This window comes from Agrobacterium salinitolerans, from assembly GCF_027498475.1.
Taxonomy (GTDB): Bacteria; Pseudomonadota; Alphaproteobacteria; order Rhizobiales; family Rhizobiaceae; genus Agrobacterium; species Agrobacterium salinitolerans.
On sequence record NZ_JAPZLN010000005.1, the window covers coordinates 302,670 to 327,968 of the forward strand.

At 57.7% G+C, this 25,299-nt stretch carries 21 protein-coding genes; 11 read left to right on the top strand and 10 right to left on the bottom strand.

Going from position 1 to position 25,299, the window contains the following annotated elements:
* Window positions 1-96: 96 nt before the first annotated feature.
* On the top strand, window positions 97-3,147 hold the full coding sequence (locus O9X91_RS19065) for a glycosyltransferase (RefSeq protein ID WP_142913047.1): 3,051 nt from the start codon (window positions 97-99) through the stop codon (window positions 3,145-3,147).
* A gap of 30 nt (window positions 3,148-3,177) precedes the next feature.
* Window positions 3,178-4,092 carry an NAD-dependent epimerase/dehydratase family protein gene (locus O9X91_RS19070; protein WP_142913046.1) on the top strand — a complete coding sequence of 305 codons (915 nt, stop codon included), beginning with the start codon at window positions 3,178-3,180 and terminating at the stop codon, window positions 4,090-4,092.
* 26 nt (window positions 4,093-4,118) lie between these two features.
* Here the strand turns inward: O9X91_RS19070 and O9X91_RS19075 are convergent, their stop codons facing one another.
* The 6 genes from O9X91_RS19075 to O9X91_RS19100 form a co-directional block, all read right to left on the bottom strand.
* Window positions 4,119-4,964 (bottom strand): glycosyltransferase family 2 protein, encoded by an 846-nt coding sequence (locus O9X91_RS19075; RefSeq protein ID WP_142913045.1) that lies wholly within the window; start codon window positions 4,962-4,964, stop codon window positions 4,119-4,121.
* A 121-nt stretch (window positions 4,965-5,085) separates the two neighbouring features.
* Window positions 5,086-5,952, bottom strand: coding sequence for a glucose-1-phosphate thymidylyltransferase RfbA (gene rfbA / locus O9X91_RS19080; RefSeq protein ID WP_077983464.1), 867 nt, complete (start codon window positions 5,950-5,952; stop codon window positions 5,086-5,088).
* Entirely contained in the window at window positions 5,949-6,842 is an 894-nt protein-coding gene (gene rfbD, locus O9X91_RS19085; protein WP_142913044.1) for a dTDP-4-dehydrorhamnose reductase, read from the bottom strand. Before rfbD ends, rfbA begins: the two co-directional genes overlap by 4 nt.
* Window positions 6,843-6,846: 4 nt before the next feature.
* Window positions 6,847-7,902: a dTDP-glucose 4,6-dehydratase gene (gene rfbB / locus O9X91_RS19090; protein WP_142913043.1), complete on the bottom strand. Its 1,056-nt coding sequence runs from the start codon at window positions 7,900-7,902 to the stop codon at window positions 6,847-6,849.
* A 2-nt stretch (window positions 7,903-7,904) separates the two neighbouring features.
* Complete coding sequence (gene rfbC / locus O9X91_RS19095; protein ID WP_269834364.1) at window positions 7,905-8,474, bottom strand: dTDP-4-dehydrorhamnose 3,5-epimerase; 570 nt, start codon at window positions 8,472-8,474, stop codon at window positions 7,905-7,907.
* A gap of 295 nt (window positions 8,475-8,769) precedes the next feature.
* The gene (locus tag O9X91_RS19100; RefSeq protein WP_142913041.1) at window positions 8,770-10,836 is read right to left on the bottom strand and encodes an ATP-dependent helicase; all 2,067 of its coding nucleotides are present in this window, start codon (window positions 10,834-10,836) and stop codon (window positions 8,770-8,772) included.
* A 276-nt stretch (window positions 10,837-11,112) separates the two neighbouring features.
* On the opposite strand from O9X91_RS19100, the gene O9X91_RS19105 reads away from it, so the two are divergent.
* Genes O9X91_RS19105 through O9X91_RS19130 form a run of 6 tightly spaced genes read left to right on the top strand, consistent with a single transcriptional unit; the run spans window position 11,113 to window position 17,956 of the window.
* Window positions 11,113-12,183: a LacI family DNA-binding transcriptional regulator gene (locus tag O9X91_RS19105; RefSeq protein WP_142913040.1), complete on the top strand. Its 1,071-nt coding sequence runs from the start codon at window positions 11,113-11,115 to the stop codon at window positions 12,181-12,183.
* 5 nt (window positions 12,184-12,188) lie between these two features.
* The gene (locus O9X91_RS19110) at window positions 12,189-13,790 is read left to right on the top strand and encodes an FAD-dependent oxidoreductase (RefSeq protein ID WP_142913318.1); all 1,602 of its coding nucleotides are present in this window, start codon (window positions 12,189-12,191) and stop codon (window positions 13,788-13,790) included.
* Window positions 13,791-13,839: 49 nt separating this feature from the next.
* Window positions 13,840-15,111, top strand: coding sequence for an ABC transporter substrate-binding protein (locus O9X91_RS19115; RefSeq protein WP_142913039.1), 1,272 nt, complete (start codon window positions 13,840-13,842; stop codon window positions 15,109-15,111).
* A 10-nt stretch (window positions 15,112-15,121) separates the two neighbouring features.
* Entirely contained in the window at window positions 15,122-16,054 is a 933-nt protein-coding gene (locus O9X91_RS19120) for a carbohydrate ABC transporter permease (RefSeq protein WP_142913038.1), read from the top strand.
* Complete coding sequence (locus O9X91_RS19125; RefSeq protein ID WP_142913037.1) at window positions 16,044-16,886, top strand: carbohydrate ABC transporter permease; 843 nt, start codon at window positions 16,044-16,046, stop codon at window positions 16,884-16,886. Before O9X91_RS19120 ends, O9X91_RS19125 begins: the two co-directional genes overlap by 11 nt.
* A gap of 17 nt (window positions 16,887-16,903) precedes the next feature.
* Window positions 16,904-17,956 (top strand): ABC transporter ATP-binding protein, encoded by a 1,053-nt coding sequence (locus O9X91_RS19130; RefSeq protein WP_142913036.1) that lies wholly within the window; start codon window positions 16,904-16,906, stop codon window positions 17,954-17,956.
* Window positions 17,957-18,052: 96 nt separating this feature from the next.
* Here the strand turns inward: O9X91_RS19130 and O9X91_RS19135 are convergent, their stop codons facing one another.
* The 4 genes from O9X91_RS19135 to O9X91_RS19150 all read right to left on the bottom strand — a co-directional run bounded on the left by O9X91_RS19135 (window position 18,053) and on the right by O9X91_RS19150 (window position 21,543).
* The gene (locus O9X91_RS19135) at window positions 18,053-18,790 is read right to left on the bottom strand and encodes an ABC transporter ATP-binding protein (protein WP_142913035.1); all 738 of its coding nucleotides are present in this window, start codon (window positions 18,788-18,790) and stop codon (window positions 18,053-18,055) included.
* Window positions 18,787-19,632, bottom strand: coding sequence for an ABC transporter ATP-binding protein (locus tag O9X91_RS19140; RefSeq protein ID WP_142913034.1), 846 nt, complete (start codon window positions 19,630-19,632; stop codon window positions 18,787-18,789). Before O9X91_RS19140 ends, O9X91_RS19135 begins: the two co-directional genes overlap by 4 nt.
* On the bottom strand, window positions 19,619-20,449 hold the full coding sequence (locus O9X91_RS19145; protein WP_373692761.1) for an ABC transporter permease: 831 nt from the start codon (window positions 20,447-20,449) through the stop codon (window positions 19,619-19,621). The genes O9X91_RS19140 and O9X91_RS19145 overlap by 14 nt, the downstream gene beginning before the upstream one ends.
* Before the next feature lie 65 nt (window positions 20,450-20,514).
* Window positions 20,515-21,543 carry an ABC transporter permease gene (locus tag O9X91_RS19150; RefSeq protein WP_077983451.1) on the bottom strand — a complete coding sequence of 343 codons (1,029 nt, stop codon included), beginning with the start codon at window positions 21,541-21,543 and terminating at the stop codon, window positions 20,515-20,517.
* A gap of 206 nt (window positions 21,544-21,749) precedes the next feature.
* Here O9X91_RS19150 and O9X91_RS19155 point away from each other — a divergent pair, with 206 nt between their 5' ends.
* The 3 genes from O9X91_RS19155 to O9X91_RS19165 all read left to right on the top strand — a co-directional run bounded on the left by O9X91_RS19155 (window position 21,750) and on the right by O9X91_RS19165 (window position 25,174).
* Window positions 21,750-22,463 (top strand): FadR/GntR family transcriptional regulator, encoded by a 714-nt coding sequence (locus O9X91_RS19155; protein WP_077983450.1) that lies wholly within the window; start codon window positions 21,750-21,752, stop codon window positions 22,461-22,463.
* A 67-nt stretch (window positions 22,464-22,530) separates the two neighbouring features.
* On the top strand, window positions 22,531-23,511 hold the full coding sequence (locus O9X91_RS19160) for a mannonate dehydratase (RefSeq protein ID WP_077983449.1): 981 nt from the start codon (window positions 22,531-22,533) through the stop codon (window positions 23,509-23,511).
* Between the two features lie 124 nt (window positions 23,512-23,635).
* On the top strand, window positions 23,636-25,174 hold the full coding sequence (locus tag O9X91_RS19165) for an ABC transporter substrate-binding protein (protein WP_244614254.1): 1,539 nt from the start codon (window positions 23,636-23,638) through the stop codon (window positions 25,172-25,174).
* Window positions 25,175-25,299 lie beyond the last annotated feature (125 nt).

Sequence of the window (25,299 nt, forward strand, 5' to 3'; positions counted from 1 at the left end):
TGGTTTTTAGTGGCTGGATCATTGTCTCGACTTGAGCCTGAGAATAGGGTATCCGCCTCAAAATATAATCAGCTACGCATTTTGCCGAGGAAAAATATGACCGACGATCTTGATTTCACCGGCGAACGCTATCTACCCACAATTGGTGGGAATATCTACCTTGAGCATATGCACCGGTATCATCTGGCGAAAAATTTTGTCAGAGGCAAAGATGTTCTCGATATCGCAGGTGGTGAAGGTTTCGGCTCCGCACTTCTTGCGGAAACTGCCAGGTCCGTAATCGGCGTGGATATTTCAGACGAAGCGGTCCGTCACGCACAGTCGAAGTACAAAGCTGAGAATATTTCCTTCAAGGTTGGATCATGTGAAGACATTCCCTTGCCGTCGGCTTCGATGGATGTCGTCATTTCCTTTGAAACGCTTGAACACATTGAGGCCCATGATCGCTTTATGCAGGAGATCAAGCGCGTTCTGCGCGCCGATGGAATATTGATCATCTCCACTCCGGAAAAGTACGCCTACACTGTCGCGACAGGGCTGGTTAATCCCTTTCACGTCAAGGAGCTTTTGAAGTCTGAATTTGACGAGCTCCTGGGGCAATATTTTACTTATGTATCGATGCATGGTCAGAAGATCGGTTTTGGCTCAATCATCGCATCTGAAAACCAAGCTACGCGTTTTTTTGAAACGGACTCTGGAAGTGGCGCAACCACTGTGGGTCTCGAATCGCCGATGTACATGATCGGTGTCGCATCGGATCGTCCGGTTGATGATGTGAGCATGAGCGGCGTCTTTTCGCAGGATATTCAAGCGTCAGAACCAGTCCTCAAGCGCGTAGAGTTCGAACAGGCTCACTGGGCCGAAATTCTGATGAAGGACATTGATCAGATTTCGGGCAAAGTCGACGCGCTTCAGCGCAACAACTGGATGAGCCGAGCTTCTTTGACAAAGTTTCTGAAGCGTTTGATTTATACTCGTTTATTGTACGCCTTGTCGGAAGTCAGTGTCTTCAGCACTCGAAGGCGAAAAAGGTTTCTGAAATCGGCTGAAAAGCGCGATCCGATGTTGCTGTCGCGTAAGGTCGATCAGTTCTGCCTCGACTATTATCAGAGGATTGCTTCCAACAGGATTATTGCGGCGAGCCGCTCCAGTATCAGCGCCCAGACCGGCGTGAGGGTGACTGCGATCGTGCCGAACTTCAATCACGCGCGGTATCTTCCTCAGCGTCTGGACAGCATCCTGGCGCAGACCTATCCGCTTATCGATATTCTGGTTCTGGATGATTGCTCCAGTGACGACAGTCGCTCGGTAATCGACGCATATGTCAAGCGTTTCCCTGAGCGTATCAGAGCTGTCTATAATACTGAAAATTCGGGAAATGTGTTCCGTCAATGGCAGAAGGGTCACTCGCTGGCAAAGGGTGATTTGGTCTGGATTTGCGAAAGCGACGATTTTTGCGAGCCGACTTTCGTTGAAAGAATGATCAATGCATTTCGTGACCCAAGCGTGATGATGGCGTTCGGGCGAATCCAATTTGCGAATAGTCAGGGAGAGTATTTTGCCGGGCTGGATCATTACCGCGAGGATAGTGAGCCAGGGATCTGGGAAGCACGCATGACTCGTCCGGCCGCCGAGTGGTTTCGCGGCGGCTTTGGCGTCAAAAATGTGATTGCCAACGTCGGAGGAAGCCTCTGGCGGCGTTTTGAGATTTCCGATCAGGTATGGGAAGAGGCCAGAAGTTACAAAATCATGGGCGACTGGTATCTCTATTCGGCTATCGCAGCGGGTGGACAGATCGCATACGAGCCCAGTTCTGTCAGCTATTTCCGTATTCACGATAGCAATACATCCGGTAGCAGCGCCCAATCGAAGCCAGAATATTATAAAGAATATGCGCGACTGATGACATCGTTGAAGAAACGATGGGATATTCCAGATGGCACCCTCAAACGCTTTATCGAGGTCTGTCGCAGCGTCTCGAAAGGTGCTGGAGTCCAGGCTGAAGAATTTCAAAAGCTGGTGAATTACCAAAGCCTTAGTGCGGTCCCGCGTGAACATATTCATGTTCTGGTCGGCATTTTGGGCTTTTCGTTCGGCGGTGGAGAAATATTCCCGATTCACCTCGCGAATGCACTTCGCCGCAAGGGGATCATGGTCTCCATTCTTCAGATGCACGACGCGGACGATCATAAAGACGTGCGGCGTATGCTCGACCCTGGTATCCCTGTCTATACGGCCAATGCGGTTCGCGACATGGGGATAGATCGTTTCATCACGAATGCAGGAATCTCGGTGGTTCATTCGCATGTTGCCAATGTCGAAGGGTTCTTGCTCGACGGGCAAGGCATCTCAGCGCCCTTTATTTCGACACTGCATGGATCCTATGAGGCGATGGATGTTTCGACGAGCAGGATCGACCGCTGGAGCAAGAAAATTGATAAATTCGCCTATACTGCCGATCGGAACCTGGGGCCGTTCGATAATCTTCAGATAGGTAAAGAAAAATTCGTAAAAGTTAAAAATGCGATGCCTGTTGATGAAGTAGCGTTCCCCAAAACACGTGCTCAGCTGGGTGTGGCAGAGGATGCTGTCGTATTTTCGCTTGTTGCACGAGGGGCTGAAGGCAAAGGCTGGGTAGAGGCCGTCAGGGCATATCGCTTATTGCGGGAGCGGCGACCTGATGTCCCGATGGCGATGCTTATGGTGGGCGAAGGGCCAGCCACGGACGATGCCAAGCTCTTGGCGGCGACGGACGAGACCATTCACTTCCTTGGTTTTATTAAGGAGATCTATGGTCTCTACCGTATTAGCGACGTGGCTCTGATACCGACACGCTTTCCAGGTGAATCTTATCCCCTGTGCTTGATACAGGCGCTCCAAGTGGGGGTCCCGTGCGTGTCCACGGATGTCGGTGAGATCAAGGCAATGTCACAGATCGATGGCCAACAAGCTGGAATTATCATCGCCAATGACAGCGATAACGACCGATTTGTGAATGAATTGAGCGACGCCATGGAAAAAATCTTGGAGAAAGATGTCCGTGACGGCTTTAGAGAAAAAGCGCAAATCCTTGGAGCGACATATGATATCGATGTGCTCGCTAGTGAGTATCTCGATCATTATCGTTCTGTGCTCGCAAGGAAGTGACGTTGGCGGCAGTAAGGTGATAGGCTTTTTATGAAGATATTGGTTCTCGGCGGCGGTGGGTTCATCGGCTACCACCTTGTCGAAGATTTGGTGGTCGCGGGACACGAGGTGAAGGTGCTGGGAAGAAGCCGTCTTCCTGGTCGTCCGCTGCCGGCAGGTGTGCAGTATGTTTCGGGAGAGTTGGCTGATAGCCAGCTGATGCGCGAGCTTCTGGTGGATGTCGACGCCGTGGCGCATCTTGTCAGCGGGACGGTGCCGTCCACGGGCGATAAGGACCCCGGCAAGGATGTTGAGCTTAATCTTCTCGGAACCCTGAGCCTCCTCGAGGATATGGCAGCATGCAATGTAACCCGCATTCTCTACCTATCGTCGGGTGGGACTGTCTACGGCAAGCCGCAGGAGGTCCCAATTCCGGAGGGACATATACTCGATCCGATATGTTCGTATGGCGTAGTGAAGGTTGCGATAGAGTCCTATCTTAAACTCTATGAGATCAAGGCCGGTATACGGCCTGTTGTGATCCGAGCCTCCAATCCTTACGGTCTCTATCAGGGTAACCTGGGCGTCCAAGGCATAATAGGCACATATCTCAACCTTGCCCTGAAGCACCAGCCCATCGAAATATGGGGAGATGGCTCCACGATTCGCGACTATATTCACGTCAAAGACCTTAGCAGCCTATGCGTCACCGCGCTTCTCAGTGACAGGGTCGGCGTCTACAACGGGGGTAGCGGAACTGGGACTTCCGTCCTCCACATCGCGGAAATCGTACAGGAGATTACGGGTAATCCCATTCCAATAGTCTATAAGCCTCATCGAAGCCTCGACGTTCCGGTATCCGTTCTCGACATAGAGCGGGCAAAGATGGATTTTGACTGGGAGCCAAAGATAGGTTTGAGAGAGGGGATTGCCGGCGTCTGGTCATGGTTGAAGGAACACGAATAGCGATTGCTATTACGCACTCGTTCGCTTCATGGTTGATGTTTGATAGATTCGACTGCGCCCTTGAGAAATCCGGCGGCCTTGGCCCGCCGGCGCGCTGAGAATAGAGCGCTGGGCGACATGATCAGCGCGAAGGCTTGAACGAAAGTCGAAAGTCTTGGAAGCGGCCGCCGGTGCTTGATACCGGTATAAATTCTCGATTGCGCCATATGAAACGCCTTGAGCCGAGCGATTTCGGGAGAACGGCCCGACGAGTGCCCCGCCGCATGGGAAACAAGGGCATCGCGTGCAAATACGAGTTGCCCTAATTTTGCAAGGCGCAACGATAGGTCATCATCTTCGTGATAAAGAAAGATAGCCGGATCAAAGCCATCGACCGCGTCAAATTTTTGTCTTGAAACAAAAAAAGCGGCCCCGCTCAAAACGGGAACGACGGTATCGACTGCGGGCCAGCCCTTTTTCATGTAGCGGCGGCGTGGCAATAACCAGGACCGCCGCTTGAAATATTCACTTCCGTCCGAGTTGGAAATTCGTGGATTAAATGCAACACCCGACGGGTGACGATCAATGGCCTCCAGCAAGGCTTCAATCGCGCCTGCGGTCAATCGGGCGTCAGGGTTTAAAAACAGGATCCAAGGTGTCTGCGCCACCGCCGCGCCCGCATTGCAGCCGCGGCCGAAGCCCTGATTGTCCTCCAACTGAACAATCCTGATGTTCCTACCGGCAGGGAGGTTCGCAAAACTATTCGTTTTTCCGTTGTCGACGAGAACTATTGGTGTTTCCTCAGGCACCGTCGCGATCATCTCCGCTATGAGCGCATCACTCTTGTAGCAAACAGAGATCACCGTTACGTCCGAGAGTGACAAACTAGGCATTTTGACTCCAGAGACCAGGCGCACGATCCTGCCTCAACTTGGCAACCTTTGATGAGTTGCTGTAGCGGAAGGTGTTAATGCGGTTTTGTTCAACTCGAAGCGGAGGCATATGACAGCGCACTTACGAGGAAGCGAGTCTCCTTAGATATACGCCATAATCACCTTTGCCGGCATTTTCTGCGAGTGCTGAGAATTCGGATCTCGTGATGAAGCCTTTGCTCAGAGCAATCTCTTCCGGGCATGCAATCTTGAAGCCCTGCCGCTTTTCAAGCGTCCGCACAAACTCGCCCGCCTCGAGAAGACTGTCCGGTGTGCCGGTATCAAGCCAGGCGTAACCGCGTCCCATGATGGATACTTTCAGCTTGCCGCGCTCGAGATAGGTCCGATTGACGTCCGTAATCTCGTATTCGCCGCGTGGCGATGGTTTGAGATTGGCGGCGATGTCGACAACATCGGCATCGTAAAAATAAAGACCCGTGACCGCCCAGTTGGATTTGGGCTTTGCCGGCTTTTCTTCGATGGAGAGGGCGCGCATTTCGCTATCGAAATCGACCACACCATAACGTTCGGGATCGTTCACATGATAGGCGAAGACCGTAGCACCGTCGCTAACGCTTGTACCAGCCTGCAGAAGTTCCGGTAATCCGTGGCCGTAATAGATGTTGTCACCCAGGATGAGGCAGGATGGCGACCCCGCCACGAAATCCGCGCCGATCATATAGGCCTGCGCCAGACCATCCGGGCTCGGCTGGACCGCATATTCAATGGAAAGACCCCATTTTGAACCATCACCCAAAAGGGACTGGAAGAGCGGCATGTCATGGGGGGTCGAGATAATCAGAATCTCGCGAATGCCGGCCAGCATCAGTGTGGTCAGTGGATAATAGATCATCGGCTTGTCGTAGACCGGCAGGATCTGCTTCGAGACCGCCAATGTCATCGGATGCAGGCGCGTGCCGCTGCCACCGGCCAGAATGATGCCCTTCATGGCGTTTCCTTTTTGCTCTGCGCAAGAGCGGTGACCACCGCGCGCGTTGATGTTTGCCAGCTCTGCAGTTTTATAGAGTAGACCTCTTCAAGCTTGCTGCAATCAAGCCGCGAGTTTGCCGGGCGTCGGGCCGGGGTAGGGTATTGCGCAGTCGTGATGTCGTTGACGATCATCGACTTTCCGCCGTCTTCTTCAGCGAATGCGAATATTTGTTTCGCGAAATTCGCCCAGTTCGTTTCACCTGATCCAGACAGATGAAACACCCCACGAAGAGGGGCCGAGGAATCTTCCACGAGCTTTCTTGCGATTGTTACCACCGCGGCAGCGATATCGTTGGCCGAGGTAGGGCATCCGAACTGGTCAGCAACCACATTGATCTCGTCGCGGTTCTCGCTCAGCCTCAGCATGGTCTTCACGAAGTTATTGCCATATTCCGAATAGACCCATGCGGTCCGCAGAACCACGTAATTGTCGGTGGCCTCCGAAACGGCTCGTTCGCCTTCTAGCTTCGAGCGGCCGTAGACGGAAGTGGGGCCTGTCGGATCGCTTTCGACATAAGCGGTGTCCTTGGCGCCGTCGAAAACATAATCCGTAGAAAGATGAATGAGGGGAATGCCGAGGTCACTTGCCGCTTGCGCGACAGCCCTTGCTCCATCCCGATTAACGGCAAAAGCGATGTCAGGCTCGCTCTCTGCCTTGTCGACGGCGGTATAGGCGGCAGCCGATACCACGGCATCGGGTTTTACCTGGCGTAGCGCCTTCAGAACAGTTTCAGGCTGTGCAAGGTCGAGTTCCGGCCGACCGAGAGCCACGATCTCCAGCTCGGCGCTCGCCAGTGCTAGAAGGGCGCTGACGACCTGACCATTTTTGCCTGTAACTGCCAGCCGCATTCGCTCAGCCCTTCGTCAGAACGCCGAGGCGTTCTCCGGCGTAAACCCCCTCGCGAAGCGGCTGCCACCACCAGGCATTTTCGAGATACCATTCCACCGTCTTGCGGATGCCGGTAGCAAAGTTTTCCTGGGCTTTCCAGCCGAGTTCGGTTTCGAGCTTCGTCGCGTCAATGGCGTAGCGCGCATCGTGTCCGGGACGATCCGTGACGTATTTGATGAGCTCGGCATAGGGTTTGGATTGTGGGCGCAGTTCGTCGAGAATGGAGCAGATGCAGTTCACCACATCGATATTCTTTTGCTCGTTTCTGCCGCCGACGTTGTATTTCTCGCCGGCAAGGCCCTTCTGAACGATGAGCCACAGGGCGCGGGCATGATCCTCCACATAAAGCCAGTCGCGGATGTTCGCGCCGTTTCCGTAGACCGGCAGCGGTTTGCCTTCCAGCGCGTTGAGAATGATCAGCGGAATGAGCTTTTCCGGAAAGTGGAAGGGGCCGTAATTGTTGGAGCAGTTGGAAATGACGACCGGAAGGCCGTAGGTGCGCTGCCAGGCCGTGGCCAGATGATCGCTTGCGGCTTTCGAAGCGGAGTAAGGCGATGAGGGATCGTAAGGGGTTGTTTCTTCAAACAAACCGTCATCGCCGAGAGAGCCGTAAACCTCATCGGTTGAAACATGCAGCATACGGAAATTCGCCTTGGCGTCGTCCGCAAGGCTGCTCCAATATTGCCGCGCGGACTCCAGCATCGTGAAAGTGCCGTTGATATTGGTCTGGATGAAATCAGCAGCGCCGGTTATGGAGCGGTCGACATGGCTTTCGGCGGCCAGATGCATCACGTAATCCGGCTGGAATGTCGCGAACGCCTCATTCATCGCGGCCCGGTCGCATATGTCGGCCTGGAGAAAGCGGTGATTGGGTGCGTTTTCAATGGGCTTGAGGGAAGCCAGGTTCCCTGCATATGTCAGCTTGTCTACGGTGAGAACATCCGCGCCAACCTCGCTCACGAGATAACGTACGAGGGCTGAGCCGATAAATCCGGCGCCGCCGGTAACTAGAACGCGCATCATCAGTTTCCAGTTTTTTGGTAGGTGAAATATTCAGGCAATTCGGACAGAAGAGGCTGCTTTGTATCCTTGTCGGAAAGGATGCAGCCTTCCCGCTTCGGCCAGTTGATGCCTATGGCAGGGTCATCCCATTTAACGCCGCGGTCACTGGCTGCGCTGTAAGGGGCCGTCACCTTGTATGCGATGACCGTATCGTCCGCGAGCGTCATGAAGCCGTGGGCAAACCCCGCCGGAACCCATAGCTGTTGGCCGTTTTCGGGTGATAGCTCGACAGCGGCCCATTGCCCGAAAGTGGGCGATCCTGTTCTGATGTCGACAGCGACGTCCAGCAGCCGCCCACGAATGCAGCGAACGAGCTTGCCCTGTGCAAACGGCTCTGTCTGGAAATGAAGCCCACGTACAGTACCCGCTTGTGCAGACAGGGATTCATTGTCCTGTACGAACTCCACATCCGATACATTTTCGCGAAACCAGTCCTTCTTGAAAACCTCGCTGAAGTAACCCCGGCTGTCCCCGAAACGAGCTGGAGTTATCTTTTTCAAGCCTGGTATCGAGAATGCTTCTACTTGCACTATGCGGATCCTGTCTGGTCTGCCTACTCTGAGGTGATATGACTTTATCGGCAGGGACAGTCAATAACGCTTTATTGACCGCCCACACAAGAGAGATCGAATCTCGGTCGAGCAGCAGGCGAAAGGCCTGTGCCAATGCCAGTTTTCATACTTTGATGATCGACGGCAGGGATACGCCCTAACGCCGAGCCTGCCGATATTGTCCGGCGGGCCGAAACGAGGGAGAGATCGAGTATTGATCAGGCCTTCGGTTTCGTTCGGTCGCGCGGTTTGAAAGTTGTGATTACCGGCATCCTTACTTCCACATTGCCCGCATCCTCGCTCCCACATCGATGCGGATCTGCTGCGCGCTGCGCTCGGAAGCGGCAGCCGACACCAGTGGCCAGGTTGCCGTCTCGAAAAATTGCAGCAAGGTCGCCGGGATGAAGCGGGTTCTTGCAGCGTAAACATGCCTGTCTCCCTGCTGGCTCTGGCCGCCGGTGAAGAAGCGTTGCGGCGTGATCAGCGACAGGCTGTCCTTGGCGCGCGTCATGGCGACATAAAGCAGCCGGCGTTCTTCCTCCAGTTCCTGGGTGGTGCCGACGCCGAGATCGGAGGGGATGCAGCCATCGACCACGTTCAGGATGAAGACGGAACGCCACTCCTGGCCTTTTGCCGAATGGATGGTAGACAGGCTGAGATAGTCCTCGTCGAGCAGTGGCACGCCGGCCTGATCGCTGGTGGCGTCGGGTGGATCGAGGGTCAGCTCGGTCAGAAAACGTTCGCGTGAGGGATAGCCGCCAGCGATTTGCTCGAGTTGTAGCAGATCGGCCTTGCGGGTGTCGGCGTCCTCATGGAGGCGTTCGAGATGGGGTTCGTACCACAGCCGTGCCTGCCCGATCTGGCCTGGCCAGTCATTCGGCGCCTGTCGCAGGCCCGCCAGCATTTGCGTGAAGGCTGTCCAGTCGTCGCCGGTCTTCGGCGGCGGCGGAATTTCGGCAAGGGCAAGCAGCGGCTCGGGGTCTGTCGCAATCGTATCGAGAATATTGCCGGCCTTCTTCGGCCCGATGCCTGGCAACATCTGCAGCAGCCGGAAACCGGCGACACGGTCGCGCGGGTTCTGTGCGAAGCGCAGCACGGCCAGCATGTCCTTCACATGGGCGCTGTCGAGAAATTTAAGGCCGCCAAATTTGACGAAGGGAATGTTTCGGCGGGTCAGTTCCACCTCGATCGGGCCGCTATGGCTGGAGGTGCGGAACAGCACGGCCTGCTGTTTCAGCGTCATGCCGGTTTCGCGGTTGGCGAGAATCTGGTCGATGATGAAATTCGCCTGCTCGGTTTCGTCCTTCACTGTCACGAGTTTCGGGCGCTCCAGCGACTGCCGCTCGGTCCAGAGGTTCTTGGTGAACCGCTCGCGCGCCAGATCGATGACGCCGTTGGCGGCCGCAAGGATCGGCTGGGTCGAGCGATAGTTGCGGTCCAGCGTGATGATGTCGGCCGCCGGGCTGAAGGAAGCCGGAAAATCGAGGATGTTTCGCACCGTCGCCGCCCGGAAGGAATAGATCGACTGCGCATCGTCACCCACCACGGTCAACCCGCGGCCGCCGGGTTTGAGCGCCATCAGCACCGAGGCCTGCAGGCGGTTGGTGTCCTGATATTCGTCGACCATCACATGGTCGAAGCGGTTGCCGATATCATCAGCCAGAACGGGATCGCTCACCATCTGCGCCCAGTAAAGCAGGAGATCGTCGTAATCGAGCACGTTCTGGACCTGCTTGGCCTCCACGTAGGCTGCAAACAGTTCCTTGAGTTCGCTCTCCCAGTTGGCGACCCAGGGATAATGCTGGCGCAATATCTCCTTGAGCGGCGTCTGGGAATTCACCACACGCGAATAGATCGCGAGACACGTACCCTTTGTCGGAAAACGGCTTTCCGTTTTGGAAAAACCCAGCTCGTGCCGGCAAAGGTTCATCAGGTCGGCACTATCTTCGCGGTCGTGGATGGTGAAATCGATGTTGAGGCCGATCTGTTCGGCATAGATGCGCAACAGCCGTGCACCAATGCCGTGAAACGTGCCGGACCAGGCGAGCGCATCGGTCATGATTGCCGAATTCGCCCCGATAACGTGTTTGCAGATACGCTCGACCCGCCGCGACATTTCCGTGGCGGCGCGTCTGGAGAACGTCATCAGCAGGATGCGGCGGGGATCGGCGCCGTTTACGATCAGATGGGCGACACGGTGTGCGAGCGTGTTTGTCTTGCCCGAACCCGCGCCAGCGATGATCAGCAAAGGCCCGGCCGTATGCCCGTCAGCGAGCCCAACGCCATGCTCGACCGCCCTGCGTTGCTGTTCGTTGAGTTTTTCCAGATAGGCAACCGCCATGCCAGCAATCCTTTAGATAACCTGCCTGTCCCCACGGATGAGAACCCTATTCAGAGATGGCAGTCGTCGCGAAGCTCCGGCCAATGTCTGCTCGTTGTTGCAATGATTAGCAAAGACTCAAACAGCAATCCAGAACAAATGCTGAACGCGCCGTTCCGTGGTGTGAGGGGGTTGTCAGCTACAGTTTATCTCTTGACTCGGCGTCCGAAAATAATGCTAATGCGCATTAGCAGCTAATACGTATTAGCAAATATCGGATGTCGGGGAGGGCATCGGTTGACTACTCACAGACGTCTCACCCAAAACGATATCGCCAAGCTCGCAGGCGTCAGCCAGGCAACCGTGTCGCTTGTTCTGAACGGCGCGCCGGCAGCGATCGCCCGCATCCCGGAGGAGACCCGGGAAAGGGTGCAGGCCGTCATTCGCAAGACAGGTTATGTCGCCGACCCGATTGCGCGGCGCATGGCCAAGGGGCTGAACCGTATCCTCGGCGTGTTCACCTATGAGCCGGCATTCCCAAGCGCGCAGGCTGACTTCTTCACGCCCTTCCTGCTCGGTATCGAAGAAGAGGCGCAGCAGCAGGCTTACGATCTTCTGCTGCTGACGAGCGCCGGTGTCGGCGATAACCGCAAGATATTTTCGGAAGGCAACAGGCTTCGGATTGCGGACGGCTGTCTGGTTCTGGGGCGCGAATTCGATCGCAAGGAACTCGCCCGGCTGGTTTCGGAAGACTATCCCTTCGTCGCGATCGGCCGGCGTGAAGATGCCGGTGGACCGGTTCCCTATGTCGGCGGCGACTACGCCGCGGGCACGCGTCAGCTCGTCGAAGATGCCATCGCGCTGGGACACACCAAGCTTGCCTATATCGGCCCGCATGGTCCGGCAGAATCGATTGCCGATCGCTGGCAAGGTTTCAGCGCGGCGCTCGGTGATGCGGCCACGCTTGCCCTGCATATCAAGGCGGTCAACCGCTCGGCTGAGAAAATACTCGATGCGATCCTTGAGAGCGGGGCCACAGTGGCCTTCTTCATAGAATTGGCCGATGCCGTGCGCGTCGAGGCACTGGCGCGGGCGAGGGGGCTCGTGGTGCCGGACGCTTTTTCAATGATCGTACTCGGCAGCCATATCAGGGCCGCCCGCAGCCCGGTGCGCTTCACCTCTTATGAAATTCCCCGCGAGGAGATGGGGCGGCAGGCGACCGCGATGCTGGTCAATCGCATCGAGACCGGCAGCGCCGGTGGGCAGATCCTTCTCAAATGTGAACCCGTCAAGGGAGAAACGCTGGGGCCGGCCCCGACCGGTTCGGCAAACAAGTCCTCAGTCAAGAAAACGGATGTGACGTCGTGAAAGACATGAAAGCAGATATTCTCGTGGTCGGTGGCGGCCTTGGCGGCGTGGCGGCGGCACTGGCGGCTGCAAAGGCCGGAAAACGCGTGATCATGACCGAGGAATATGACTGGATCGGCGGCCAATTGACCAGTCAGGCCGTCCCTTCGGACGAGCATACTTGGGTCGAACAGTTCGGCATCACCCGGTCTTACCGGGCGCTGCGCAACGGTGTGCGGCAATTTTATCGCGACCACTATCCACTGACGGAAGGTGCGCGGGCGTGGAGCGATCTTAATCCGGGCGGCGGATGGGTTAGCCGCATCTGCGCCGAGCCGCGTGTCAGCCTTGCGGTCCTGGAAAGCATGCTGATGCCCTATATCGGCGCAGGTCGCCTGACGGTCCTCAAACCCTGGCGTCCCGTCGCGGCTGACGTGGACGGCGACAGGGTTCGCTCGGTGACTGTTCGCCATCGTGACAGTGGTGCTGAAATCTCCATTTCCGCCGATTACGTTCTCGACGCCACCGAACTCGGCGATCTGCTGCCGATGACTAGCACGGAGTATGCCAAGGGTTTTGAGGCGCAATCGGATACAGGCGAACCCAGCGCGCCGGCTGAAGCCCAAGCCGACAATGTGCAGGCCGTCTCGATCTGCTTTGCCATTGACCATGTTGATGGCGACCAGACAATCGACAAACCCGAGAATTACGATTACTGGCGCTCTTACCAGCCGCATTTCTGGGGCGGGCCGCTCCTTGGTTTTACCGCGCCAAACCCACGCACGCTCGAGCACACCACCCGCTCCTTCACGCCAAATCCCGATGACGATCCGCTTCTGGTCGACGCCGACCAGCGCAAGGGCGGCGGCGATGAGAACCTGTGGATTTTCCGGCGTATCGCGGCGCGGAAAAACTTTACGCCCGGCTTCTACCAGTCCGATATCTGCCTCGTGAACTGGCCGATGATCGATTACATGGACGGCACGATTATCGACGTGTCGGAAGAGGAAAAGGCGCGACATCTGAAGGCGGCGGCAGATCTTTCCTATTCGGTGTTCTACTGGCTGCAGACGGAAGCGCCGCGTTTCGATGGCGGGCAGGGGTTCCGCGGGCTGCGGCTGCGCGGCGATATCACCGGCACCGACCATGGGCTCGCCATGGCGCCCTATATTCGCGAAAGCCGCCGCATCAAGCCGGTAACGCGCATTGTCGAGCAGGACCTGTCCTACACGGTTCGCGGTGAAAGAGGCGCTGTCCGCTATCGCGACAGCATCGGCATCGGCATGTATCGCATCGATCTGCATCCATCCACCGGCGGCGACAATTATATCGACGTGCCGTCCTGCCCCTTTGAGATTCCGCTCGGCGCGCTGATCCCTGAGCGGGTAAAAAACCTCATTCCGGCCGGCAAGAACATCGGCACGACCCATATCACCAACGGTTGCTACCGCCTGCATCCGGTCGAATGGAACATTGGCGAAGTGGCCGGAATGCTCGCGGCGCATTGCCTGGAGAAGGGCCTCACGCCGCATCAGGTGCAGGAAGACGATGAGCACCTGCACGCCTTCCAGGCGCAACTGACCCGCGAGGGCATCGAGATTCGCTGGCCGGATATCGCAGCATACTAGGACGGCAGTTTGCCGTCTGATCGAACCCATCTTTGGAGGAGGACCGGGAATGAACAATCATTTTAAACTGAAATCCACGGCCTGTGCGCTTGCGCTTATCGGCTCGTTTACGCTTGGCGGTGCTGCCAAGGCGCAGGATGCAGTCAATCTGCGCATGACGATCTGGAGCGCCAATGAGGCGCATCTGAAGCTCTTCAACGATATCGCAGCGGGTTTTAAAAAGGATCATCCAAATGTCAGCGTGACCTATGAGTCCCTGCCTTTCGATACCTACACGACGGCGCTCACCACCCAGATCGCGGGCGGCAACCCGCCTGACATGGCCTGGATTTTCGAGACGTCGGCCTATGACTTCGTCAAGTCCGGCGCGCTCTACCCGCTCACCGACACGCTGAAGGCCGCGCCAGGCTATAATCTTGAGGAAGTCAGCGCCGGGGCCACGGAACGCTGGTCGCAGGACGGTACGCTTTACGCCTATCCGTTCTCGACGTCACCCTTTGCCGTCTTCGTCAACAACGATCTCATCAAATCCGCCGGCGCCAAAACCCCTGCCGACATGATCGCTGCCGGCGAATGGACCTGGGAAAACGCCATCGCCACGGCCTCGGCTGTCGCCAAGACCGGCAAGGGCGGGCTTGTCGTCCGCGATTTCAATTACCAGAGCTGGCAATATCTCACCTCGGTCTGGAATGGTTGGGGTGCTTCCCCCTGGAGCGCTGACGGCGCAACCTGCACCATGGCGGAAAAGCCGATGGCGGACGCCATTTCGTTCATCCACGACGCCATCTTCGACAAGAAGGCCATTCCTGGTCCCGGCGAGACGGTCGATTTCTTTGCAGGCAATGCGGCAATGACGATTACACAGATCAGCCGCGCCTCGCTTCTGCCGAAGGACAAGCCGTTCGGTTGGGACCTCGTGCCTCTTCCGAAAGGCCCAGCTGGAGATTATGCGCTGATCGGCCAGGCGGGCATCGGCGTCATGCAGTCCGGCAAGAATGCGCAGACCGCGGCGGAGTTCGTGGCTTACATGACCAATCCGGAAAATTCCGCCAAGCTCAGCCAGTTCTTCCCTTCGGCGCGCAAGTCTTTGCTGAATGCGCAGGTGCTGAAAAAGACCAATCCGCTGCTCAGCGAGGAGCAGATTGAAAAGGTCGTCATATCGGGCATCGCGACCGGCAAGGTCATGCCCGGCCACACCGGTTTTGCCCAGATCCAGCAGATGGTGCGCTCAAACCTCGACGCGGTCTGGCGGCCGCAGGCCGATGTCGCCGGGGCGCTTCAAAAAATCTGCGGCCAGATCGGGCCGCTCTTGAAGCGCTGAGGAGAAAACGATGGCTGTCGCGCAGGATATTGCCCGTAGTCAGGAACGTCCGGCCCAGGGGTTCTGGACCATCGCGCGGCGCGACAGCCTTGCAGGCTTTCTGTTCATCGCCCCGCAACTGATCGGGATTATCATTTTCGTGCTGATCCCGCTCGGGCTGGTGTTCTGGTATTCGCTGCATGAATGGAATGTGCTGGCCAACACCTTCACCTATACGGGCGCCCAGAACTACCGGATGTTGGTCGAAGACGGCAATCTTCGTGAGGTGCTGGTCGCGACCGCGATCTTCTCCGCCGGGCTTGTTGTGTTCAACCTCTCGCTGGCGCTGCTTCTGGCCGTGTTGCTGAACCAGAAACTGGCCGGCATCGCCATCTTCAGGACCCTGTTCTTCTCGCCGGTCGTCGTGTCGCTGGTTGCCTGGACGATCGTCTGGGGTTTTCTGCTGCAGAAGAACGGTGGCATCAACGGCATGTTGCTGATGATCGGCATCGAAGGCCCCAATTGGCTGCGTGAGGAAACGACCGCGATGATTTCCGTCATCGTCGTGCAGGTCTTCAAGAATGTCGGGCTTAACATGATCCTGTTTCTGGCGGCACTTCAGGGCGTGCCGAAGGAACTCTATGAGGCGGCCCGCATCGATGGTGCGCCCGTCTTCAAGCAGTTTCGTCGCATTACCCTGCCACTGATCAGCCCGACGATCCTGTTGACCTCGATCATCACCATCGTCGGCTCGCTGCAGGTCTTTGCGCAGATCGCTGTCCTGACCCAAGGCGGTCCGGGTCTCTCGACCACGGTGCTGGTCTATTACCTCTACCAGCAGGCCTTCCAGTTCCATTTCTTCGGTTATGGCTCCACGCTTTCCATCCTGCTGTTCCTGATCGTCGCGGTATTGACCTTCGCCCAATGGCAGATGCGCAAGAGGATCGTCTTTTATGAAAGCTGACCTTTCCCCCCGTATGCAGGTGGCACTTTACGGGTTGCTATGTGTGTTGTTGATCCCCTTCGTCTTTCCGACCTGGTGGATGGTGACCTCGTCCATCAAGCCCATCAGCGACATCTTCGCCTTCCCGCCGCAGCTCATCCCGCAGAGCTATGACTGGACGACCTATTCGAAGGTCTTCGAGCTGCAGCCTTTCGTGCGGCAATACTGGAATTCCGCCTACATTTCCGCTGTAGTGACAGTGGGAACCATGATCATTTCCTCGATGGCGGGATATGCTTTTGCGCGGATCCGGTTTCCGGGTTCCAACGCCATCTTCATGATCGTGCTGCTTGGCCTGCTCATTCCGTCGGAGGTGACGATCGTGCCGCTTTTTCAGATGTTTCTGAAGGCGGGTATGGTCAACACACACTGGCCGCTCATCCTGGTGCCGATCTTCGGCGCGCCCAGTGTCTTTGCCACCTTCGTCATGCGGCAGTTTTTCGTGACGCTTCCGGGCGAGTTGGAAGAGGCGGCGCGCGTCGATGGTCTCGGGCGCTTCAAGATTTTCCGCAAGATCGCACTGCCGCTCGCCAAACCGGCGCTGGCCTCGGTCGCGATCTTCACCTTCCTGCACTCCTGGAACCTGTTCCTCGAGCCTATCGTTTTTCTTTCCAGCGCGGAAATGTTCACGCTGCCGCAGGCGCTGACCCAATATACCGACGCCTATGGCGGACCGATGTGGAATATCCAGCTTGCCGCAGCGACGCTGACGGCGCTGCCCGTGCTCATCGTCTTCGTGATTGCCCAGAAGCAGTTCGTCGAAGGCCTCGCCCATACCGGCCTCAAGGGCTGAAGAACCGGATTTAATCGATGGCTAATGTTTCCCTGTCCGACATCCGCAAAAGCTATGGCGCGGTAAAAACCATTCACGGCGTCGATCTCGATATCGAGGATGGAGAATTCGTCGTTCTTGTCGGCCCCTCCGGCTGCGGCAAGTCGACCCTGCTGCGGATGGTCGCCGGTCTTGAAACGATCACGGGTGGTGAACTCAGGATCGGTGAGCGGATCGTCAACGATCTCGACCCGAAGGACCGCGATATCGCCATGGTGTTCCAATCATATGCTCTTTATCCGCATATGACGGTCGCCAGCAATATGGGTTTTTCGCTGGAGCATCGGGGATCGAGCAAGCAGGAAATCGCCGAAAAGGTAAATTGGGCAGCGGATATTCTCGGCCTCACACAGCTGCTCGACCGTTATCCGCGCCAGCTTTCAGGCGGCCAGCGCCAGCGTGTCGCCATGGGCCGTGCCATTGTTCGCAATCCGCAGGTGTTCCTGTTCGACGAACCCCTGTCCAATCTCGACGCGAAACTGCGCGTCATCATGCGCGGCGAGATCAAGGCGCTGCACCAGAAGCTGAAGACCACCACGATCTATGTGACGCATGACCAGGTGGAGGCAATGACGATGGCGGACAGGGTCGTGGTCCTGAATGGCGGCCGGGTCGAGCAGGTCGGCACGCCGCTTGAACTTTACGACCGTCCGGCAAACCAGTTCGTTGCCGGCTTCATCGGATCGCCATCGATGAATTTTCTGTCCGGGACAATATCGGCAGATGGTTTTGAAACCGGCGGTGTGGTCTTGCCGCTGCCGGCCGCTGCCGCAGCTCTTGCGGGAAGAGGGGCCACTTATGGCATCCGCCCGGAGCACTTCGCGCTTGACCCTTCCGGCGTGCCGGCCGAAATCCTGCTCGTCGAACCGCTGGGATCGGAAACGCAGGTCACCATGACGCTTGGTGGTTCGCGGGTGCTCGGCGTCTTTCGTGAACGCATAGGACAGGCGGTCGGCGAGGAGATAAGAATTTCACCGGCTCTGGACGGAATTCATCTGTTCTCGGACGAGAACGGCAATCGGCTGAACTGACTTTGGCGTCTGCGGCGGTTAGGAGCCGCAGACGCCGGACATGTCCGGGCAAGCCCGACCGCGCTTCGGGCGTTGCCGTCATCGCGATCGGTCATTTCAAAGAAAGCTGCTTTCGAACAGCTCGCCTGAATAGGCCGAATGGGTAATACCCGCTTCAAGGTCGGCCTTGGTCAACTCATCGACAAACACGCCGTTCTGCATCACCAGAACGCGGTCGCACATATGGGCGATCACAGCGAGGTCGTGGCTGACGAGGACAAAGGTCAGGTCGCGTTCTTCGCGCTGGTCGGCAAGCAGGTTCAGGATTTCCGCCTGAATGGAGACGTCGAGCGCGGATGTCGGCTCGTCGAGCAGCAGGATCGGCGGTTCGAGGATCAGCGCGCGGGCGATCGCCACGCGCTGGCGCTGGCCGCCGGAAAGTTCATGCGGGAAACGCTCGGCGAAATGTGCGGGCAAACCCACCTGCTGCAGCGCGGCCGGAACCTTCGACCAGCCGTCGCCAAGCCCCATGGCGCGGATCGGTTCGGCGAGAGCCCGGCCGATGCGGTGGCGCGGGTGCAGCGAACCGTAGGGGTCCTGAAACACCATCTGGGCCAGTTTCAGTTCGTCGCGACTGCGGGTCTTCCCGACCGGTTTGCCATTAAAGCTGATGGAGCCGGTCCAGCCGGCCTCCAGCCCAGCCAGCGAGCGCAACAAGGTGGACTTGCCGCAGCCGCTTTCGCCGACGATGCCAAGGGTTTCCCCCTTGTTGACCGTGAGGCTGACGCCGCGCACGACGTGATTGCTCTTTTCCTTTACGCCGTAGACGACGTCGAGCTTGTCTACCGTGATCATCCCATCACCTCCGCATCGATTGCCTGACGATCCAGCACCTTGAGACGCCGCACCGGATTGCGGGGATCGGGCATGGCCGCGATCAGGCCCCGCGTATAGGGATGTTGCGCATCTTCCAGCTTCGTCAGCGTCTCCACGACGCGCCCGCCATACATGACCAGTACTCGTTCGCAGAAGGCCGCGACCATGCGGATGTCATGGCTGATAAGAATAAGTCCGGAATTATTCTCGCGCACCATCTCGTCCAGCAGCAAGAGCACATCCTTGCGCACACTGACATCGAGGGCCGAGGTCGGCTCATCGGCGATGACGAGTTTCGGCTTGGCGAGCAGCATCATGGCGATCATCACACGCTGGCCCATGCCGCCCGATATCTGGTGCGGATAAAGCGCCATGACACGATCAGGATCGTTGATGCGCACACGCAGCAACATGTCGCGCGCTGCATCTCTCGCCGCCTTTCCGGTCAGCGCCAGATGCAGTTCGGCGGCTTCCGCCACCTGTTTGCCGATGGGCAGCACCGGGTTGAGCGAATAACGCGGGTCCTGCATGATCAGCGCCATCTCGCTGCCGCGGATCGCGCCCATTTGCCGCTCGGATTTTGAAAGCAGCGGTTCGCCGAGAAAATCCATTCTCTCTGCCGTCACCGTTGCGCTTTTCGGCAAAAGCCGCATGGCGGCCCGGCCGGTGGTGGATTTGCCGGAGCCGGATTCACCGACGATACCGACCCTTTCTCGCCCGACATCGAAATTGACGTTGGACACGGCAGGAATGGTGTTGCGGCCAAAACGGACATTGAGGTCGCGGACCGAAAGGATGGGGGAGCTATCAGGAACGGGCATGACGCGGATCCAGAAGGTCGCGCAGCGTATCGCCGGCGATGTTGAAGGCAAGGCTCGTCAGCAGGATGGCGATGCCGGGCATGACGGCGACCCACCAGTAATCGAGCATGAATTTGCGGCCGCTGGAGATCATCGCGCCCCATTCCGGAAGCGGCGGCTGGGCTCCCAGGCCAAGGAAGCCGAGTGAAGCGGCGGTCAGGATTATGCCCGCCATATTCAATGTCAGGCGAACGATGACCGAGGGAATGCACATCGGCGCAATGTACAAAAACAGGATGCGCATCGGCGAGGCGCCATAGAGACGGGCGGCGGCGACATAGTCGGTATTGCGCACGACAAGCGCTTCCGCGCGGGCAAGACGCGCAATCGGCGGCCATGCGGTGAGCGAGATCGCAATGATCGCCGTGCCGAGACCAGCGCCCATGGCGGCCGCAAAAGCAAGTGCCAGTACGAGGGATGGGAAGGACAGGACAATATCCGTGGCTCGCATCAAGATCGCGTCGATGCGCCCGCCAAAGAAGCCGGCCATGACGCCGATGGCAAGGCCGATCGGACCGACGATGACCGAGACCGACAGCACCGTCTGGATGGTGATGCGGGTGCCGTAGACGAGCCGGCTGAAAATGTCGCGACCGAATTCGTCGGTTCCGGCCAGATGCACCCAACTGGGAGGCTGGAGCGCGTTTTCGAGCGCCTGGCGCGCAGGATCGTAGGGTGCAATGAGTGGCGCGAAAATGGCAACCACGACCAGAATGGCCAGAATGGCGAAGCCGAACATGCCAAGCGGCTCGTCTGCGAGCTTACGAAGCGTCCGCATGGTGGTGGTCGAGAGGCGCGACAGGGCGCCGGGGCGATCAACGGTATTGTTATGCGCGATATCAGTCATCGTGCAGCCTCCCGTGTACGGGGATCAAGCGTGGTGTAGGCCAGATCGGCAAGGAAGTTGAGCAACATGAATATGAAGCCGATGACGATTGTGGCGGCGAGGATTGCATTCATATCGCCGATGAGCAGCGCATTCGTCATGTACTGGCCGATGCCGGGCCAGGAAAAAACGATCTCGGTCACCACGGCGCCTTCCAGCAGGTTGCCGTAGGAGATAGCCAGAACGGTGATGAGCTGCACGGCGATGTTGGGCAGTACATGCCGGGTTATGGTGCGTGCCGGGCTGACGCCCTTCGCTCGTGCTGCGATGACATAGTCCTGGCTGAGCTGTTCAAGGGTGAATGCCCTCGTCATGCGGGTGATGTAGGCCATGGCCATATAGGCGAGGATGATGGCCGGCAGGATGATATGCCCAAGCGCGTTCCAGAAGATTTCCGTCTCGCCCGCAAGCAGGCTGTCGACGAGCATTAACCCCGTCTTCGGCTCGACAATGCCTTCGTAGAAGACGTCGACCCGGCCGGGCCCCGCGACAAGGTTGAGGTTCGCATAAAAGATCACCAGCCCGACGATGCCGAACCAGAAGACCGGTATCGAATGCCCCACAAGCGCAAAAACGCGCGCGAACTTGTCGATGAAGGTGTCGCGGAAGAGCGCGGCGGCAAGACCGAGTGGGACGCCGATGACCGTCGAGATGATGATCGCTAGCGTGGCAAGTTCAAAGGTGGCCGGAAAGGCCTGCGCCAGATCGCGGGTAACCGGGTTGCCGGTGAGGATAGCAATGCCGAAATCGCCATGCAGCAGTCCGCGCAGGTAGATGAAAAATTGCTGGTAAAGCGGCAGGTCGAGCCCCAGCCGCGCCCGCATGGCCTCGTAGGCCTTGGGGTCGGCAAGTTCGCCGACGATGGCACCGACCGGATCGGTCGGCATGACCCGGCCGATGATGAAGGTGATGCACAGAAGAATGAAGAGGCTGACGATCAGTTGCAGGAAACGATGTCCAAGCCCGCGCAGTGAGATCTCCGTCATTGCTGGCCGCACTTCCCTGTAAGAAAGCCGTCAGCGGCCAGGGTATTGCACGCCGCTCGCCGCAGACGCGCAATTCTCCTTTGCAAAAACTCTCGATGGTACTTCATCCCAACTCCTCCCTGAGTTAACATGAAAACATATGATGTGCGGTCATGTCATCATATGAGTAACGAAGGGATTCGTATTCTGCAAGAGGGAAGAGTGGCATGATGGGCGACAAGGCGAGGCCGCGGGAGAGGCGGGCGCAACAGATCATCGATAATCTCAGCGCAGAAATTCGCAGTGGAAAACTGAAGAATGGGGATCAGCTTCCCACCGAACCGGAGCTTGAGCGCAGCTATGGCGTGAGCCGCACCGTGGTTCGCGAGGCGATCGCGGATTTGCGTTCCGCCGGCTATGTCGTTCCCATCCAGGGCAAGGGGGTTTTTGTCAGCAACGCCAGTGAGTGGGCCGGCGTGAAGCTGACGCAAACCGAAGTCGGCACCATCGCGGAAACGCTGGAAATGCTGGAGTTCAGGCTTGCGACCGAAGGGGAGGCGGCCGCAATCGCCGCCTATCGCCGCACCGCCCAGCAGGAGGCCGCAATCTCTGCGGCGCACCGGAAAATGGCCCGCGCCATCGATGCGGGTGAAACCACCGTCGATGCCGATTATGAGTTCCATACGGCCATCGCGATCGCCACCAACAACCGCTTTTATCTGGAGGCTCTGCGTCAGTTCGGCTCGCGCTCGATACCGCGTGGGCAATTCCCGACGCTGCCGGAAACTGGTGATGCGAATTATCTTCGCAAAGTGCAGGCCGAGCACGAGGCAATCCTGCGCGCCATCGTCGAACAGGACCCGGATGCGGCGCGAAAAGCCATGCGCGAACATATGCTTGCCAGCCAGCGTCGATACAGGTTGCTGTCGGAAGCGCAATAGCATCTCGACACTCATCTTATTTCATGCGATGTCATATGATGACTTGCATGGAGAGAGGAGAGAATCGATGTATGTCGGCACCCAGGTTGCTGCGCGCGATGACGAGGATTTCAAGGTTTGGGCGCAGCTTGGCGTCAAAAATATCAACGCGGATCCGCCCGGAAAGCCCGCGAGCTGGACTTTCGAGGACTTCGAGCGCCACCGTGACAAGGTCGAAAGCTTTGGCCTCGTTCTCGACATGGTGCAATTGCCCCTGCCATCGCGGCCCATCGAAGAGGCGTCCTATCCCGATATCCTGCTTGCCGGGCCGGATCGCGACCGGCAGATCGATGCCGTCTGCGCGATGATCGAAAATATCGCCAGGGCAGGAATCCCTGCCGCGAAATACAATCTCAACCTCATCGGCATTCCGCGCACGGAAATGGAGCGCGGACGTGGCGGTTCGCTCAATGAAGCCTGGCGTTGGGACAAGGCGGACCACGATGCCGCGCCGGGCCTCGCCGGCGTTCTTTCCGAAGATGAGAACTGGGAACGCATCGACTATTTCCTCGAGCGCGTGGTGCCGGTGGCTGAAAGCAACAAGGTGCGTCTCGCCTGCCATCCGCACGATCCTTATACCCCGCCGGGTTACAAGGGGGTGACACGCGTTCTCGGCACGGTCGAGGGGCTGAAGAAATTCGTGCAGATGCGCGAGAGCCCCTATCATGGTCTGAATTTCTGCCAGGGGTCGATCGGCGAGATGCTCGATAATCCGCGCGAGGAGATCGACGACATCATTCGCTGGTTCGGTAGTCGCGACAAAATTTTCAACGTCCATTTCCGCAACATCAGCGGCGGCAAGCTCTCCTTCATGGAGACATTCCCCGATGAGGGCGACATGGACATGGTGCGGTCGCTGAAACTCTATCATGAGCTCGGTTATCGCTACATGATCATGCCGGACCATGTACCGACGATTGCCGGGCGCGATCCCGTCGGCGTGGCTTTCGCCTTCTGTTACGGCTACATCGCGGCCCTGATCGAAGCGCTTGATAACAAACATCTTTGAGCGTTCTGGCTCGCGGCGCATCCGGCGTCGCGGCTTTTTCCTGAACATGAATTACCGATCTGTAGGAGGAGCAGGTATGAAAAGAACACTAATCCGTCTCGCATTCACCACCGTTCTGGGCGCAATGCTCGTGCAGGGATCGCCCGTTGCGGCCAAAACCCCCAACGACCAGCTGGTCATTGGAACGTCGCTGGCGCAGGTCCTGTCTCTTGATCCGCACCAGGCGACGGAGGCAAAGGCCAATGAAATCATGGCCAATCTCTATGACCGCCTGATTTCCGTCGATGGTTCGGGCAAGGTTTCCCCCCAGCTTGCCGAGCGCTGGGAGACGGATGACAAGGGCATCACCTTTCATCTGCGCGAGGCCAATTTCGCTTCGGGCAATCCCGTAACCTCGGCCGACGTCGTCTATTCGCTCACTCGCCTACTGAAAATGAACCAGGCCGCGGCCGCCAATTTGAAGCGGGTGGGTTATAACGCCGATAATATCGACAAGCTGGTCAGCGCACCCGATGAAAAGACGGTTCGCCTCGATCTTTCCGGCGAGACGACCTCCGAACTGCTCCTCTATCGTCTGGCCATGGTCATCGCCAGCGTCGTCGACAGCAAGGAACTCAAGTCGCATGAAAGCAATGGCGACTGGGGCAATGGCTGGCTGAGAACCAATTCCGCCGGTTCCGGTCCCTTTACGCTCAATCGCTGGTCGCCCAATGAGATCATCATTCTCGAGGCCAACAAGAACTACGTGGCCGGTAGCCCGAAAATGCGCCGCGTCATCGTGCGGCATGTGCCGGAAAGCCAGGTTGAGCGCCTGATGCTGGAGCGCGGCGATATCGACATCGCCAGTGCGCTGACGGCTGCCGACCTTGCAACCTTCAACAACAAGGAGGGTTTCCAGATCCAGCGCGTGCCGACGGGCGGCTTTTACGTCCTGTCCATGAATGCCGGCAAGGAGCCTTTGTCCAACCCCAAGGTCCGCGAAGCGATTGCCTATGGCATTGACTACAAGGGCATGGAAAAGACCATCATGGGTCCTTATGGCAAGGCGCGCACGGTGCCGGTGCCGCAAAACTTCGAATACGCCATTGCGAGCCCTGACTGGAAGCTCGATGTGGAGAAGGCGAAGGCTCTCCTCAAGGAGGCCGGTTATGAGAACGGCTTCACGCTCACTCTGAAAACGATTGCGCAGACGCCGCGCATCGATCTCGCCACCGCCATCCAGGCTTCGCTCAGCCAGATCGGCATCAAGGTCAACATCCAGCAGGGGAATGGTTCGGAGGTTATTGCCGCCCACCGCGCGCGGGATTTCGATCTGCTCATTCCGCAGACCGGCGCCTATATGCCGAATGTGCTGGGCTCGATGGAGCAGTTTTCGTCCAACCCCGATAATTCGCTGGCCGCCAACAATGCCGGTAATTTTGTCTGGCGCTCGGCCTGGGACATTCCGGAACTGACGGCGCTCACGGCAAAGGCGTCGCTGGAACCCGATGCCAAGAAGCGCGGGGAAATCTACACGCAGATGCAGGAGATGTTCGTCGCCCAGAAACCGGCGGTGCTGCCGATGTTTGAGAGGTTCGAGCCGATCGTGCTGAATGCGCGCGTGAAGGATTATGTGGGGCATCCCAGCCAGACGACGCGGCTTGAAAACGTAACGAAGGACTGAGGACAAACGACAGCCTTTGCAACAAGTGACGGGCGGTTTTACCGCCCGTCAGACCGCTGACAAACCCGTCGATATTTTCGGCGGGTTTTTTCTTTTTCGGGATGATGACGTTTTGTTGTCGTCTT